Source organism: Amycolatopsis orientalis DSM 43388, from assembly GCF_000411975.1.
In the GTDB taxonomy this organism is placed as follows: Bacteria; Actinomycetota; Actinomycetes; order Mycobacteriales; family Pseudonocardiaceae; genus Amycolatopsis; species Amycolatopsis orientalis_D.
In genome coordinates this window covers 14,185-28,462 of record NZ_ASXG01000028.1, presented here as the reverse complement: position 1 = coordinate 28,462, position 14,278 = coordinate 14,185, and the positions used below count along the sequence as shown (strand labels likewise).

The 14,278-nt window shown below is 70.1% G+C and carries 14 protein-coding genes; 6 read left to right on the top strand and 8 right to left on the bottom strand.

What is annotated here, in order from left to right; all coding sequences use genetic code 11:
* Positions 1–50: 50 nt before the first annotated feature.
* Genes L942_RS04740 through L942_RS04730 form a run of 3 tightly spaced genes read right to left on the bottom strand, consistent with a single transcriptional unit; the run spans position 51 to position 3,198 of the window.
* A complete protein-coding gene (locus L942_RS04740) occupies positions 51–959 on the bottom strand; it encodes a bifunctional MaoC family dehydratase N-terminal/OB-fold nucleic acid binding domain-containing protein (protein ID WP_037355360.1) in 909 nt (302 codons plus the stop codon).
* The gene (locus tag L942_RS04735) at positions 956–2,128 is read right to left on the bottom strand and encodes an acyl-CoA dehydrogenase family protein (protein ID WP_037355358.1); all 1,173 of its coding nucleotides are present in this window, start codon (positions 2,126–2,128) and stop codon (positions 956–958) included. The genes L942_RS04740 and L942_RS04735 overlap by 4 nt, the downstream gene beginning before the upstream one ends.
* A 2-nt stretch (positions 2,129–2,130) precedes the next feature.
* Entirely contained in the window at positions 2,131–3,198 is a 1,068-nt protein-coding gene (locus tag L942_RS04730) for an acyl-CoA dehydrogenase family protein (protein WP_037355356.1), read from the bottom strand.
* A 127-nt stretch (positions 3,199–3,325) separates the two neighbouring features.
* On the opposite strand from L942_RS04730, the gene L942_RS04725 reads away from it, so the two are divergent.
* Positions 3,326–4,267: an alpha/beta fold hydrolase gene (locus tag L942_RS04725; protein WP_051165720.1), complete on the top strand. Its 942-nt coding sequence runs from the start codon at positions 3,326–3,328 to the stop codon at positions 4,265–4,267.
* A 471-nt stretch (positions 4,268–4,738) separates the two neighbouring features.
* A complete protein-coding gene (locus tag L942_RS04720) occupies positions 4,739–5,311 on the top strand; it encodes a hypothetical protein (protein WP_158684416.1) in 573 nt (190 codons plus the stop codon).
* 3 nt (positions 5,312–5,314) lie between these two features.
* Here L942_RS04720 and L942_RS04715 read toward each other — a convergent pair whose 3' ends face one another.
* A complete protein-coding gene (locus L942_RS04715; protein ID WP_037355362.1) occupies positions 5,315–5,854 on the bottom strand; it encodes a Uma2 family endonuclease in 540 nt (179 codons plus the stop codon).
* A 490-nt stretch (positions 5,855–6,344) separates the two neighbouring features.
* Here L942_RS04715 and L942_RS04710 point away from each other — a divergent pair, with 490 nt between their 5' ends.
* On the top strand, positions 6,345–7,988 hold the full coding sequence (locus L942_RS04710; protein ID WP_037355361.1) for a TIGR04141 family sporadically distributed protein: 1,644 nt from the start codon (positions 6,345–6,347) through the stop codon (positions 7,986–7,988).
* 50 nt (positions 7,989–8,038) lie between these two features.
* Positions 8,039–8,599 carry a hypothetical protein gene (locus L942_RS04705; protein WP_037355353.1) on the top strand — a complete coding sequence of 187 codons (561 nt, stop codon included), beginning with the start codon at positions 8,039–8,041 and terminating at the stop codon, positions 8,597–8,599.
* 6 nt (positions 8,600–8,605) lie between these two features.
* Here L942_RS04705 and L942_RS04700 read toward each other — a convergent pair whose 3' ends face one another.
* Positions 8,606–10,000, bottom strand: coding sequence for a WS/DGAT/MGAT family O-acyltransferase (locus tag L942_RS04700; protein WP_037355350.1), 1,395 nt, complete (start codon positions 9,998–10,000; stop codon positions 8,606–8,608).
* 59 nt (positions 10,001–10,059) lie between these two features.
* Between L942_RS04700 and L942_RS04695 the strand changes: the two genes are divergently transcribed.
* The gene (locus L942_RS04695) at positions 10,060–11,298 is read left to right on the top strand and encodes an alpha/beta hydrolase (RefSeq protein WP_037355348.1); all 1,239 of its coding nucleotides are present in this window, start codon (positions 10,060–10,062) and stop codon (positions 11,296–11,298) included.
* Here L942_RS04695 and folE read toward each other — a convergent pair.
* Positions 11,262–11,864, bottom strand: a complete 603-nt coding sequence (gene folE, locus L942_RS04690) for a GTP cyclohydrolase I FolE (protein ID WP_037355347.1) — start codon at positions 11,862–11,864, stop codon at positions 11,262–11,264. The genes L942_RS04695 and folE overlap by 37 nt on opposite strands.
* A gap of 142 nt (positions 11,865–12,006) precedes the next feature.
* On the opposite strand from folE, the gene L942_RS04685 reads away from it, so the two are divergent.
* The gene (locus tag L942_RS04685) at positions 12,007–12,717 is read left to right on the top strand and encodes a helix-turn-helix transcriptional regulator (RefSeq protein WP_037355345.1); all 711 of its coding nucleotides are present in this window, start codon (positions 12,007–12,009) and stop codon (positions 12,715–12,717) included.
* 157 nt (positions 12,718–12,874) lie between these two features.
* On the opposite strand, the gene L942_RS04680 is transcribed toward L942_RS04685, so the two are convergent.
* The gene (locus L942_RS04680; RefSeq protein ID WP_037355344.1) at positions 12,875–13,426 is read right to left on the bottom strand and encodes a TetR/AcrR family transcriptional regulator; all 552 of its coding nucleotides are present in this window, start codon (positions 13,424–13,426) and stop codon (positions 12,875–12,877) included.
* A gap of 1 nt (position 13,427) precedes the next feature.
* Positions 13,428–14,249 carry an SDR family NAD(P)-dependent oxidoreductase gene (locus L942_RS04675; protein ID WP_037355342.1) on the bottom strand — a complete coding sequence of 274 codons (822 nt, stop codon included), beginning with the start codon at positions 14,247–14,249 and terminating at the stop codon, positions 13,428–13,430.
* Between the last annotated feature and the right edge of the window lie 29 nt (positions 14,250–14,278).

The following is a 14,278-nucleotide window of genomic DNA, read 5'->3' as shown; positions in this document are numbered from 1 at the left end:
CCGTACCAGGCCAACCACACCACAGTCACCCCTGCCGCTTGACAAAAGCATTAGACAGCCACCTTCCACGCGGGCAGGGTCAATTCGTCGTCCACGCGCACGAACGCGGCGGTCACCGGAAGTCCGATGTGGACTTCTTCGGGGTCGGCGTCGAGCAGTTCGGCCATCACCCGCACGCCTTCCTCCAGTTCCACCAGCGCGACCACGAACGGCAGCCGTTTGCCCGGCACCGCGGGATGGTGGTGCACGACGAAGCTGTAGACGGTGCCGCGTCCGCTGGCCACGACGTAGTCCGGCACCGTGTCGAGCGACCCGTCCGGCGGCATCGGGCCGGGCGGATGCCGCAGCACGTCGCCCCACCGCTGGATGCGCAATTCGCCTTCGCGCAGGCCGTCCCAGAAGAACTTGGTGTCGTGGCTGATCACCGGCCGCAGCACCGGCGACGGCGGCGGTTCCGGTTCGCGCGGCCGGAATTTCAGCACGCGGAAGACCATGTCCGCCACCAGTTCCCCGTCGACGTACCAATTCGTCCGGGTGGTCACGAACCAGCCCTCGCCCAGCGCGGTGCGCTTCGGACCGGTGACGTCCTCCAGGACGTTCGTGGTCGAGACGTGCTCGCCAGGCCGCAGGTAGCGGTGATAGTTCTGCTCCGAGTTGGTGGCCACGATGGACGTGAACCCGGCGTCGTCGAGCACCTTGAGGATCAGGCCGAGCGGATCGTCGTCGCCGCGCACGCCGTGCAGCCCCGGCATCGTCCACACCTGCGCCATCGCCGGCGGCGCGACGAGTCCCTTGTGGACACTCGTCTCGGCGAACTCCGCGTCGGTGTAGACCGGATTGGCGTCACCGATCGCCTCCACCCAGTTGTGCACCATCGCCTGGTTCACCGGATCGCGCGCGTACCTCGGCGCGCTTTCGCCCTGTGCGGCGATTTTCGCGGCGGCTTCCTCGATCGTCATCGCGGCACCCTCGGCAGTTTCAGTCCGGCGGAGGCGATCAGTTCGCGCTGGATCTCGCTGACGCCCCCGCCGAACGTCAGCACCAGATTCCGTTTCGCCAGCACGTCGAGCCATTCGGCGAGTTCCGCGGTGTCCGGGTCGGCGAGGTCGCCGTGCCGCCCGACCAGCTCCTCCAGCAGCCGCCCGATCCGCTGGATCCGCTCGGAGGCGAACACCTTCGTCGCCGAGGCGTCGGCGATCTCGACCGACCCGTGCTCCGCCGCCGCGGCGACCTGCCAGTTGAGCAGCTCGTTGACCCGCGCGACCGCGAACGTCTCGGCCAGCGCCGCGCGCACGTCCGGAAGGTCCAGCATCGGCGTGCCGTCCGCGGTCCGGCGCGCCGCCGCCCACGCCCACACGCGGTCGTGCAGGCCGCCGATCCGCCCGGCCGGGCCGAGCATCACGCGCTCGTGGTTGAGCTGCGTGGTGATCAGCCGCCAGCCCCGGTTTTCCTCTCCCACCAGCATGTTCGCCGGCACCCGCACGTCGGAGTAGAAGGTCGCGTTCACGTGGTGCGCGCCGTCGCAGGTGATGATCGGCGTCCACGAATAACCGGGGTCGCGGGTGTCCACGATGAGGATCGAGATGCCCTTGTGCTTCGGCGCGTCCGGGTCGGTGCGCACGGCGAGCCAGACGTAGTCCGCGTCGTGGCCGCCGGTGGTGAAGATTTTCTGGCCGTTGACCACGTAGTCGTCGCCGTCGCGCACCGCGCGCGTGCGCAGCGAGGCGAGGTCTGTCCCGGCTTCCGGTTCCGTGTAGCCGATGGCGAAATGCACTTCCCCGGCCAGAATCTTGGGCAGGAACAAGGCTTTCTGTTCCTCGGTGCCGAACGCCTGCAACGTCGGCCCCACCGTCTGCAGCGTCACCGACGGCAGCTGGACATCCGCACGGGCGGCCTCGTCGACGAAGATGTGCTGCTCGATCTCGCCGAAACCACCGCCGCCGTACTCCTTGGGCCAGCCGACGCCGAGCTTCCCGTCGCGCCCCATCCGGCGCACGACGTCGCGGTACACCTGCCCGTGCCGCTCGCGCAGCAACGCCCGGCGCTCGTCGGCCGTCAGCAGCCCCGCGAAGTACTCGCGCAGCTGCGCCCGCAGTTCCTGTTGCGCGGCCGTCAGTTCGATGTGCATGCTCATCCCGCCACTCGTTCGCCCAGCCGGCCGAGCCGGTGCGCCGCTCCCCCGACCGCGCGGCCGAGGTCCTTCACCGCCGAGGAATACCGATGCAGCGGGTAGCTGCGGTCGACGCCGACGCCGCCGTGCAGGTGATGACAGATCGCCAGCGCGGACGGCGCTTCCTCGGACAGCCAGTACGCCGCGATATCCAGCTCGGTGTCCGCGTCCAATCCGGACGCCAGCCGCCACACCGCGGAAACCGCGGCCAGGTGCACGGTGCGAGAAGCGACGTAGACGTCCGCGATTTGCTGCGCCACGGCTTGGAAAGTCGCGAGTGGACGGCCGAATTGCGTGCGCTCGCCGACGTGCTGGGCCGTCAATGCCAACGCTCCGGCGAGAAGTCCGTCGCCGAGTGCGAGCGCGCCTGCCAATGCGTAGCGGTGCAGTGTCTGCTGCGCATGCCCGGCGGTTCGGTCGCGAAGGAAATCCGCTTCGCTCACCCGCGCGCCGTCGAAGCGCACCGTGTACTCGGGCATCCCGGTCGCGTTGTACGCGGGCAGCACCTCGACCCCGTCCGCACGCGGATCCACCAGCGCGACACCGGTGCCGCCCGGCAACGCGATCGGCGTGAGGATTCGCGCTGCCTCCGCGGCGTAGGGCACGTGCGTCTTGACGCCAGTCACCGCCCACGCGCCGTCTGCCGCCGCGCCGCTGGTCCCGGGGATGGAGGTCAGCGGCGCGGACGGCTCGTGCAAGGCGGCAGTGAGAATGGTCTCCCCCGCTGCCGCGGGCGGCAGGAACTCGGCACGCTGCGCCGGGGTGCCGAGCGCTTCGATCGGCAGGATCCCGAGCGCCAGCACGGCATACGCGGGCACTGCCGCCGCAGCCCTTCCGACCTCGGTGAGCACCGGGGCGACGTGGTCGGCGCCGAGCCCGTCGCCGCCGAGATCGGCGGGCAGGGGCAGGGCGAGCAGGCCCGCGTCGGCCAGCGCTCGCCACTGGTCCGCGGGCTCGTCGGCCTTCCCGAGCACTTGCGCGGCGAGCGAGGCGATCTCGCTCTGCGTATCGTCGGGGGCGAAGTCCACTCCGGTCTCCCTCCACCTAGGTGGAACACGTTCTATTTTTAGCCGGAATGGACTGACTCGGCAACCCCGGATACCCGGAGGACGCTGTGGGATCGACCGGTGGAGCGGAGAGGGGCGGCACGCCGACATGGGCGCGGAACAAGTTCTCAAATCAGCGCTGGGCGACCTCGGCTGGCAAGCCACCCGCAAGCTCGCGACCATCCCGCCGACCGTGGGCGTCCCGGACCCGAAGCCGCTGTCCCTGCCCGGCCGCGGCCAGACCGTCGTGGTCGACGCCGGCCCGCGGCACGCGCCCGCGGTCGTCCTGCTGCACTCGGTCGCCTGCACCGGGCTGCTGACCTGGTATCCCGTGCTGAAGCGGCTGTCGGCGAATCACCGCGTGGTGGTGTTCGACCAGCGCTGGCACGGCCAGGGCATCCGCTCGCAAGAATTCAGCCTCGAAGACTGCGCGGACGACGTGGCGGCGGTCGCGGACGCGCTGGGCATCGGCAAGTTCCTGGTCGCGGGCTACTCGATGGGCGGCATGGTCGGCCAGCTGGCGGCCCGCCGCTTCCCGGACCGCGTCACCGGCCTGGTCCTGTGCTCGACGGCGAGCAACTTCCGCCGCGGCATCCGGCAGCGCGTGGCGCTCGACCTGTTCGGCCGCACCCTGCACCTGCTGCGCGACCAGGCCCGCATCGGCCTGGTCCCCGGCGAACCCCGCCGCGAACGCCTCGCCCGCCTGGAGGACCACCGGTGGGCACTGGAGGAATTCCGCTCGACGAGCCCGTGGGCGATCGCGGTCGCGCTGGACGAGATCGGCCGCTTCGACTCGACGCCGTGGCTGCACACCCTCACCCTGCCGACGGCGGTCGTGGTGACTTCGCGGGACGGCTTCATCGCCCCGGCGCATCAACGCAGCCTGGCGCGGCGGATCGCCGATGCCGCGACGTACGAGATCCCGGCGGGGCACACCGCGTGCGTCTTCGCGGCAGACCAGTTCGAGGCAGCGTTGATGGCGGCGTGCACCTCGGTACAGGCGGCGATCGGCGGACAGGAACGGGCGGCGGAGATCGCGGACTCGGCCTAGCCCCCGACAGCTCACCCACATAGATGGCCCGCCGTCTCACCGGCCACGACAGCCACTTCGTGATCACCTCGAGTATGCGTGGTGGGCGAGCGAGTGATCGACAGCTCTCCGTACAGCGGATTTCCGAAGTGCGACCAGTCGAGTACAGCTAGTAGCCAGCCTTGACGTCGTGTCGCCGGGGAGGGCGCGTTGAACGACTATCTGTCCTTGCTGCCGTCCACCTTGCAGTGGGTCTCGAACCGGCTCGGGTCCGTCTCGAACGTGCCTTGGCCCTTGTGGATAGGCGCCCTGTTCCCGATTTATGTCGCGGCGGTCTCGGTCGTGATCTGGATCTTGCGGGGCCGCGTATGGCCGGTGCAGTGCGCCTACCCGAAGACAAGTCGCGGCTGGGCGTGCCGGAATTGGGTGCCGGGCGAATGGTCCCGGTGCAGGCATCACAACCAACGCCGGAACTATCGATTCGGGCACTCGGTGAACCCCGATCTCCAACGATGGCAGACGTTCGGCAAAAACGGCACGATCGTCGAGCGCCCGGAACGCGGCGTCGGCTTGCTGCGGCTGCGGCCTGCCGGAGCGACACTTCTGTACCAGCACGGATACCCCCGCCCGCCCCGGCTGGTGCTCCGCCAGTTGCCGAGCAGCGCGGCCGCTGCGTCGCAGCGAATCAAGAAAGCACGTCTCAAAAATCCCGTGCCCAGCAGCCCTCGGGAAGCCCTGACCGGCTCCGCCCGCACCGACGTCGCGGAAGGACTTGAACGAGTCGTCAGTGCGACCAGGTTCGCCACCGGCACGTTCGTCGCGGCGATTCTGCTGACGGCGGCCGCGGTCCTGGTGGACGGTGCGGCACAGACGGTGTTGCAGTACCTGGCAACGCTGGGATTCGTCTTGGCGTGGGCAGCGACGAACTCCGGTATCTACCGCCGAAGCGCGAACTGGCTGAAAGGAGCGTGCCTGAAGAGCTTGAAGTGGTGGCTCTCCATCTTCGTCCCCGTCGGCGTGCTCAATCTGGTCTTCACCGTCGCGAACAAAGCACCGGCCGCGTAACGATCAGTACGTCGAGACCAGGTCCGCCGGTCGAAGCTCCAGCCGGTACGGCTCCTCCAGCCGCACCACGGCGTCGCCGGTCGCCTCGCCGTCCAGGACGTATTCGCCGTCCGTCAGGCGGAAGCAGCTCAGCGTCGGCTCGGTCGGCTCGATCACCCAGTAGTACGGGCAGCCCGCCAGCGCGAGCCGGGCCGGCTTGAGGAAGCGGTCGATGTGCCTGCTCGAGGGCGACACCACCTCGACCGCCAGCACCGGGACGCCGACCAGGGCGCGTTCGGTGAAGGTTTCGCGCCGCCCGACCACGACGTCCGGGATCATCACGGTGAACTCGTCGAGCACCACGTCCACCGGCGCGGGGAGGACCTCGCAGTCGGCAGGGCACACCGGGGTGAGCGCGGCGAGGAGGCGCGCGACCACCCGCTGATGCAGCGGACGCGGGGACGGGCTCACCAGAAGCGTCCCGTCCACCAGCTCGTACCGGCGGCGTTCATCCGAGATCGTCTCCAGGTCCCGACGCGTGAGACGGTCGCCGTGCGCGAACATCGGGACTGTCATCATGCTGCCCCCGCAGGCGGGCCGACCGGAAACGACTCGGCCAGCGTAGTAGGGCACGCGCGGCAGCGCGAACCGTCCCGCGAACCGCACCCGACCCGGGTAGCCCATTCGCCGAGGGCCGCGTCCGCCGGATCGCTCACCGTGCGTCACCGAAATGCGGAGATATCGCCCCGGTCAGCCCAGCCGTGCCCAGCGAACAGGTTCTTTCCCCGGTGCCGGACAATTTATCCGAATCGCAATTCCGCGTCCAGTAAACGGCCATCACGGGATCACCTACCCGTTGCCCGTCCTCGGAAAACCCGCTGTGGCGCATCCCGAAAGGAAACCCTATCATCGGCCGTGCGCGCGTCCCGTGAATGGGTGATTCAGCGGAATTTCACTATTTCGCACGCCATTCGCGCTCCGTGATTAACCGGATGGACCGCCGCGCCGCCTAGGCTGATCGGACGTCCTGGAATTCCGTCCTTCGGTGGTGGTCATGCCTGCCCCCAGCCGTCCGGCGTCCCTCTTCCGTCTCGACGGCTCCGCGGCGGAATCCGATCTGCTGAACCCGCTGTCGGCCGAACAGGTCAGCGCCGACCGCCCGGTCGATCTCCCCGGCACCCGCGCCCGGCTCGTCGCGGGCGCCTTCCGCACCGAGGCCCCGCAGTGGCTGCAGCACGCCGAAGCACTCGGCGGCGGCCCGCTCGACCTGCCTTCGACGCTGCCGTTCGCTGTGCTTCTCGTGCCGCGCCCGCCGTGGACGTACGCGGTCACCTGGGGCGCGGGCCATCTCGTGCTCAACGACGAACACATCGAGCAGGGCTTCGGGCTGCGCTTCGGAATCCGCCGGCTCGACCCGTTCGACCTCGGGCTCGTCGCGAGCGCCGCGCTGGATGTTTCCGCCCGGGCCACGCAAATCTCCATTCCCGGCGGCGGCGAGCTGTCCGCGTTCCGGCTCGAACCCTACGGCGATCTCGTGCACCGGCTCGCCGGTTCGGCGGATCTCACCGATCTCACCTACGGACGCGTGACCGGCAAGCGCTACCGCATCCGCGTCGGCACCTCGCTGTGGGCACCGCTGGCGAAGGATCCCGAAGCGTTCCTGGCCGATCTCGACGCGGTCGGCGCCGTCGTCGACGAACCGGACGAGGATTCCGCGCTGCGATTCATCGCCCAGACCCGCCCGATGGACCGGCACCATCCGCTCGTCCCCGAACTGGAACGGCAACTCGCCGAAGCACTCGGCGGCAGTCACGCGCTCGGTCTGGCCTGGCCGTCCAGCGCCGCGAACGACGCGGAGAACGCCGGTTCGTTCCGCATCACCGGCCTCGGCCCCGGAGGTACGATCCACGTTCCCGGCCGCCTGGAACTGGACCACCTGACCACAAGGCTCAGCGGAATTCCCGTTGAGCGGCGGCTGAAAGCGCTGCGCGCGGGCCGCATCACGACGTGCGCCGACGAGGCTGGCACGGAGCCCGCCGGCGCGCCGCTGCCCGCCTCCCGCTGGCTCGTGTTCGAGACGACGGTCGAGCACACGCGGTATGTCTTCCATCAGTCACGCTGGTACCGGATCGGCGAGACTTACGTCGCGCAGATGCGAGAGCAGGTGCGCGATGTGCTGGCCCGCAAGCACATCTGGCCAGACGTCACGTGGAAACCGAGCGGGCAGCCCGACGACGAGCACCGGTACTGCCAGCGCGTCGCCGCTCTTGCCCCGGGATATCTCTGCCTGGACAAGGATTTCGCGAGCACTCCCCTGCATCCGCGCCTCGAACTCTGCGACTTGCTGGGTCCCGAGGACGAGCTGATCCACGTCAAATGGCTCGGCCGGGCTACCGCGGCCAGCCACCTCTACACCCAGGCGCTCGTGTCCGCCGAGGCTCTGCACGACGAACCGGAAGCGCTGGCACAGCTCGCCGACAAAGTGTCCACATTGGACCCCGGACGCGTGCTGGGCGGCGCGCCGGACACCGTCGTGCTCGCCGCCGCCGGGCGGGCATGGGACGTGGACGAGTTGTTCACGCTCTCTCAGGTCGCCCTGCTGCGGCTGGACCGGGCGGTGCGGAGCTTGCGGGCGACGCTGAAGTTCACCGACATCCCCCACACGGCCAAGACGCGGCACCGCAGACACGGAGGGTGACCAAAGGTGCGGAATCTGCCACAATAGACCTCCGGAAGAGGGGGGGTCCGATGTCTGAACCGGCGGAAAGCACTGGCGGTAACCCGTCCGGCGGCGATCCCAAGCACGTCAAGGAGTGGCTCGGGGTGGCGACCGCGGTGCTCGCGCTGCTGGCCTGGTTCGGGATCCACAATTGGGACGAGCTGAAAGCCTGGTTCGACCGCCACTCCGCGCATCCGCCGACGACCGCGCAGTCCGAGTCGCCGTCGCCCAGTCCGACGACCCGGCGCGCGCCGAGCATCACCCGGATCCCGACGCGCCCGGCGACGGCCGAGACCACACCGGACCCCGGATGCGCGCTGGCCGGCGGGGTGATCCGTTCGATCACCGCGAACCTCGCCGGGACGTCCGACGCCAGCGCGATGGCCGCGGAGTTCCGCGGTTACGGCACCGAATTCGACAATGCCGCGGACGAAGCGGACACCAGCCGGGTGCGCATACGGATCCGGACCGTCGCCAGCGACGCCCGGATGATCGCGACCGACATCGACAACCGGGACCTCGAAGCCGCGAAAGCCATGAACAAGAAACTAGGCTCCGACCTCGAAGAGCTGCGACAGGCCTGTTCCTGACACAGGTCAGACCGGCGCAGCCTTGCTGAGCTCGTCCATCGCCTCCGGCAACGCGTCCGCCAGCGGCCACAGATCCTTCACCAATTCCTTGGCCCCCAACAGTCCGACGCCGACCTTGCCGTCGTTCGACAACACCGTGATGTTGAGCCCCGCCCCGTGGAACACCGGCCCCAGCGGGTACAGCCCGGTGATCCGCGCGCCCAGCAAATACAGCGGCATCGGCGGGCCGGGAACGTTGGAGATGATCAGGTTGTGCACCACCGGGTGCCGTTCGGCCAGCCGCAGCGCCGAGTACGCGCGCACGCCGAGCCCGAAGACCGTCGCCGGGGAGAATTGGGCCCAGTCGGCGAGCATGTCGGCGTCGATGTCGTAGTGGTGGTCCTTCGCCCGGCGGTTCGCCTCCGCCAGGTAGAACACGCGCGCCGCCGGGTCCGGCAAATGCGTTGGCAGCGAAGCGAAAAAGGCGGACACGCGGTTGCTGCCCCGGTCGCGTTCCGTGCGTTCGTGCACCGACACCGGGACCGTCGCCACCAGCGGGTCGTCCGGCAGTTCGCCGCGGCCGAGCAGGAATTGCCGCAGCGCACCGGAAACCAGCGCCAGCACCACGTCGTTCACCGTGACGCCGAACGCGTTCTTCACCTGCTTCACCGCGTCGAGGTCCAGCTGAGCGAACGCGACCGAGCGGTGGCCGGTGATGGTGCCGTTCAGCGAGGTCCGCGGTGCGGTGAACGGCACCGGCATCCCCTTGCCGCGCAACGCTTTGCCGAGCCACCTCGGCACCAGCTCGAGCAGCTCCGGCAGCAGCCGGGCGATCTCGAACGGCCGGTGCAGCAGCGAATCGGCGCTCTCGCGCAGCAGCCGCAACCGGGTGGGAAGGCCGTCATTGTGCTGCTCGCCTTCAGGCAGCTCGGGCAGCGGCGAGTCGGGTTCGAGACCGGCGAGGTAGCCGATCAGGCTGGCCCCGCCGACGCCGTCGACGCTCGCGTGGTGCATTTTCAGCAGCACCGCCAGCCGTCCGTCGGACAGTCCCTCGATCACGTAGCACTGCCACAGCGGATGCGCGCGGTCGAGCCGCTGCCCGGCGATGTGCGCGCACAGCTCGGCGAGTTCGCGATCGTCGCCCGGCGCGGGCAGGCCGACCCGGTGCACGTGGTTGTCGAGGTCGAAATCCTCGTCCTCGACCCACACCGGATGGTTCAGGTTCCAGAGCGGATTGTGGAGTTTGCGGCGGAACGCCGGGATCACCGCGACGCGTTCGGCGAGGCGGCGCTTGAACTCTCCGAACGCGTAGCCGCCGGGCATGGTGGAGCCGTCGAGGGTGAGCAGGCCGCAGACGTGCAGGACCTGCGAGGGCGTCTCGAGGTAGAGGAAGCTCGCGTCCAGCCCGCTCAGTCGCTGCATGTCTTCCAGCGTAAGGCAGAACCCTGGCGAGGGCGCTCGGCGGAGGTAGCATCGGGCAGGTGAAACCGGACTTCGTGACCCGCCGGGCGGCGCAGCTCGGTCTCGCCGCGCTCGCCTTGCGCCCGCCGAAACCGCGGCCGACCTCGATCCCGGTGTTCTTCGCCGGCTGGCTCACCGGCGAACTCGCGCCGCATCTGCTCGCCCTCACCGCGACCGACACTCTGCAGCACGTCGCGCGCCACGGGGTGCGCCGCCCCAGCGACCGGGTCGGGCTGGCGCTGGCCGGGCTGTCCGCGGCCGGTTTCGCATCGCTCATCGGAACGTCGCTGAAGGCGCGCCTCGAGGTCGAAGCCGCGCTCGTCGAAGTGCTCGGCGAGGACTACAAAGACCACCTCGAGAACCCGTCGGACTTTTCGACGCCGTGGGGCCGCCTCCTGATGCCGTTCCGGATACATGAGCCGGACGTCGTGCGGGACCGCAACGTCGCATACGCCCCGGGCGGCAAACGCTTCCTGCTGGACGTCTACCGCCCGCGCCAAACAGTCCGCGACGCGCCGGTGCTGCTGCAGATCCACGGCGGCGCGTGGACGATCGGCAACAAGGAACAGCAGGGCCTGCCGCTGATGCGCCATCTGGCCCGGCGAGGCTGGGTCTGCGTGGCGATCAACTACCCGCTCTCCCCCGCGTCGCGCTGGCCCGCGCACATCGTCGCGGCCAAGCAAGCGCTCGCCTGGATCCGCGAGCACATCGCCGAATACGGCGGCGACCCGCGATTCGTCGCGGTGACCGGCGGTTCGGCGGGCGGGCACCTGGCCGCGCTGCTCGCGCTGAGCCAGAACGACCCGGCGCTGCAGCCCGGGTTCGAGGAGGCGGACACGAGCGTGCAGGCCTGCGTGCCGCACTACGGCGTGTACGACATCGCCGCGTCGACCGGCGAGGCGGAAAGCCGGTACCGGCTGGAAAGCCTGATGGCGCGGCGGGTGTTCGCCCCGGAGCACCGGCTGGACGACTACCTCGCCGCGTCGCCGCTGGACCGGGTCGCCGAGGACGCCCCGCCGTTCTTCGTGATCCACGGCAAGCACGATTCGCTCGTGCCGGTCGCGGAGGCGAGGGAGTTCGTCGCCCGGTTGCGCGCCAAATCCGCCCATCCGGTGGCGTACGCGGAGCTTGCCGGAGCACAGCACGCGTTCGACGTGTTCCCGTCGATCCGCAGCACCCATGTCGTGCGCGCAGTCGAGCACTTCCTCGACTGGACCCACGCTCAGGCGTTCACCCCGGTCAGCGAGAAGAATTCCTGACGCGACCGCGCGTCCTCGCGAAGCGTGCCCATCAAGGTGGACGTGACCGTGGAGGAGCCGGTCGCCTGGACGCCGCGCAGGGTCATGCAGGTGTGCTCGGCCTCGATCACCACACCGACGCCCTTCGGCGACAGCTGGTCGCCGAGCCAGCCCGCGATCTGCTTAGTCAGCCGCTCCTGCACCTGCGGGCGGCACGCGAAGTGCTCGACGACCCGCGCCAGCTTCGACAACCCGAGGATCCGCTCGCCCGGCAGGTACCCGACGTGCGCGACCCCGGTGAACGGCAGCAGGTGGTGTTCGCAGACCGACCGGACCGGGATGTCGCGGGCCAATACCAGCTCGTCGTAGCCCTCGTCGTTGGGGAACGTGGTCAGATCGAACGAGCGCGGCGTGAACAGCTCCGCGTACGCGCGCGCCATCCGGCCGGGGGTGCCGCGCAGGCTCTCCGAGTCGAGGCTGATGCCGAGCGCGCGCAGGAAGTCCCCCGCCGCGTTTTCGGCCGCGGCCAGGTCGAAGCCGGGGACGGGCTCGTGGACGACGCGGAGGGCGGTTCCGGACGACTGCATGGGCGATCCTCGGGCTTCGGCTGGCGGCGGGACGGGGTTTCGCCGATAAATCTTTGTCTTATTGTGCGGCGGAGTCAATGTGACCAGGTGAACAAGCCAGGTGGCGGGTTCGGGGAACCTTGCTGGGCGTTATCGTGGGGGTGTGACGAGTGACCTGGCGACGATCCGCGCGGTAGCGGCGCTGGACGAGGACCTGCGCCGGGGGATGTACGCCTTCATCCGGGACGCCGGCCGCCCGGTGACGCGCGAGGAGGCCGCCGCGGCGGTCGGCATCTCGCGCAAGCTGGCCGCGTTCCACCTGGACAAACTCGTGACAGCCGGCCTGCTGCGCGCCCGCTACGAAACCGTCGGCGGGGTCCGGAAGGTGGGCCGCGCCCCGAAGGTCTACGAACCCGCCGCGACCGACTTCGCGATCACCATCCCGCCCCGGCACCCGGACGTGCTGGCCGCGATCCTGGTGGACGCGGTCGCCTCGGCCGCTCCCGGAGAACCGGCCCGGGACGCCGCCCTGCGCGAAGCCGGACGGCACGGAGCCGCGGCCGGCGCCGCCGAACGCGAACGCTCCCGGCCGGGCCGGCTGGGCACGGAACGCGGACTGACCCTGACGAGCACGGTCCTGGCCCGGCACGGTTTCGAACCGAACCGCGAGACGCCGGTGTGCCTGCGACTGCGGAACTGCCCGTTCCAGCCGCTGGCGGAACGCGCGCCGGACCTGGTGTGCGGAATGACGGACCGGTTCCTGAGCGGAGTCGTGGAAGGCCTGCAGGTCCCGGGCGTGTCGACGGCCCGGGTCGCCCCTCGCGACGGCGGGTGCTGCGTGGAGCTCCGGGGGACAGAGTCAGCCGGCAGCTGATCCGGCCTGCGGGCGTTTCGGTTCGCGCTGAATCTCCGCGCAGCGACTCCAGCCAGTTCGACGCCGCTCGAAGAATCTTGTGGACTGGTTCTGCTGTGGCGAATCGCCCCTTTGCGAATACACCGCGCGGGCAGCACTCAGCGGTCCCTACCTGAAGCTAGCCGTCGAAGGAGACCGCGCGCAGTACCCGCTCCACGTGTGCGGCCGGCCAGTCCTCCGGGAACGGCCGGGTGCGCAGCAGCCAGCGGTGGAAAACCGGGCCCAGCAGCAGTTCCGCGCCGTCCTCCGGGGCTTCGATTCCGGCGCGGGCCAGGCGGTCGGCGATGGCGCGCAACTGCGGGCCCAGCAGGCGGTCCAGGACTTCGGCGCCGATGGCCGGGTCGGTTTGCAGTTCGGCGGTCACGGCGCGGAGCAGGCGGTCGGTCGCCGGATCGGCGAGTTCGGCGAGCATGCCGCGGACCAGGGTTGCCAAGTCGGCACGCAGGTCGCCGGTGTCCGGGATGGCGACTTCGCCGGAAGCGTCGAGGCTTTGCTCCAGCAGCGCATCGAGCAGCACCGCGGCGGGCGACGACCACGTGCGGTACAGCGTTTGCTTTCCGGTGCCCGCGCGGGCCGCGATGCCCTCCATGGTCAGGCCGCCGTAACCGGACTCGGCGGCGAGGGCGAGCACCGCGGCGTGCACGCGGGCGCGAGTGCTGGCGCGGGCCATGTCAGTTCTCCGCGGCGGAGAAACGCTTGTCCTGCCGGTAATCCGCCAGCCTGCCCGACAGCGCGGTCGCGACCATCTCGGGGGCATCGGCCCCGGCCAGGACGCGCAGCCGCGGGTCGGCCGGATCGTTGACGTGCCGCAGGATCTCGGCCGCGATCTCCGCGGGCGGGGTGCCGCCGCCGGTGCCGGCGGTCGCCCACGGCACGGCCGGCGTGCCGAACACCCGCTCGCGCAGCCCGTCGTACGCCGGGTTCGGCGCGGCGAACCGCATGCTGCCGGTCGCCCATGCGGTGTCCATCCCGCCCGGTTCGACGATGCTCACCCGCACGCCGAACTCCGCGACCTCCTGGGCGAGCGCCTCGCTCATCCCCTCCAGACCCCACTTGCTCGCGTTGTACAGCCCGAATCCCGGCACCGAACCGGCGCCGCCGACCGAGGAAATCTGCACGACGTGCCCCGACCGTTGCTCGCGCAGCACCGGAAGCGCCGCCTGCGTCAGCCACAACGCGCCAAACAGGTTCGTGTCCAGGATGTCCCGCGCTTCCTCCTCGCTCACCTCCTCAGCCATGCCCGCCAATCCGTATCCGGCGTTGTTCACCACGACGTCCAGCCGGCCGAATTCGGTGACGGCCCGCTGCACGGTTTCCCGTGCGGCAGCCCGGTTCCGCACATCGAGCACCTGCTCGGCGACGTTCCGGTGCCCCGGCGCGCTGCCCGGCGTGCGGACGGTCGCCAGCACCCGGTCGCCCGCTTCCGCGGCGGCCAGCGCCAACGCCCGGCCGAGGCCGCGGCTCGTTCCGGTGATCACCCAGGTTCTCGCCATGCCGCCGACGGTAGCACGAAACGAGACGG

Coding starts and splice junctions, on each gene's coding strand:
- L942_RS04735 (WP_037355358.1), bottom strand. CDS start 2,128: ATGCACATCGAACTGACGGCCGCGCAACAGGAACTGCGGGCGCAGCTG.
- L942_RS04705 (WP_037355353.1), top strand. CDS start 8,039: ATGTCTGAACCGGCGGAAAGCACTGGCGGTAACCCGTCCGGCGGCGAT.
- folE (WP_037355347.1), bottom strand. CDS start 11,864: ATGCAGTCGTCCGGAACCGCCCTCCGCGTCGTCCACGAGCCCGTCCCC.
- L942_RS04725 (WP_051165720.1), top strand. CDS start 3,326: ATGGGCGCGGAACAAGTTCTCAAATCAGCGCTGGGCGACCTCGGCTGG.
- L942_RS04715 (WP_037355362.1), bottom strand. CDS start 5,854: ATGTTCGCGCACGGCGACCGTCTCACGCGTCGGGACCTGGAGACGATC.
- L942_RS04740 (WP_037355360.1), bottom strand. CDS start 959: ATGACGATCGAGGAAGCCGCCGCGAAAATCGCCGCACAGGGCGAAAGC.
- L942_RS04675 (WP_037355342.1), bottom strand. CDS start 14,249: ATGGCGAGAACCTGGGTGATCACCGGAACGAGCCGCGGCCTCGGCCGG.
- L942_RS04680 (WP_037355344.1), bottom strand. CDS start 13,426: ATGGCCCGCGCCAGCACTCGCGCCCGCGTGCACGCCGCGGTGCTCGCC.
- L942_RS04710 (WP_037355361.1), top strand. CDS start 6,345: ATGCCTGCCCCCAGCCGTCCGGCGTCCCTCTTCCGTCTCGACGGCTCC.
- L942_RS04700 (WP_037355350.1), bottom strand. CDS start 10,000: ATGCAGCGACTGAGCGGGCTGGACGCGAGCTTCCTCTACCTCGAGACG.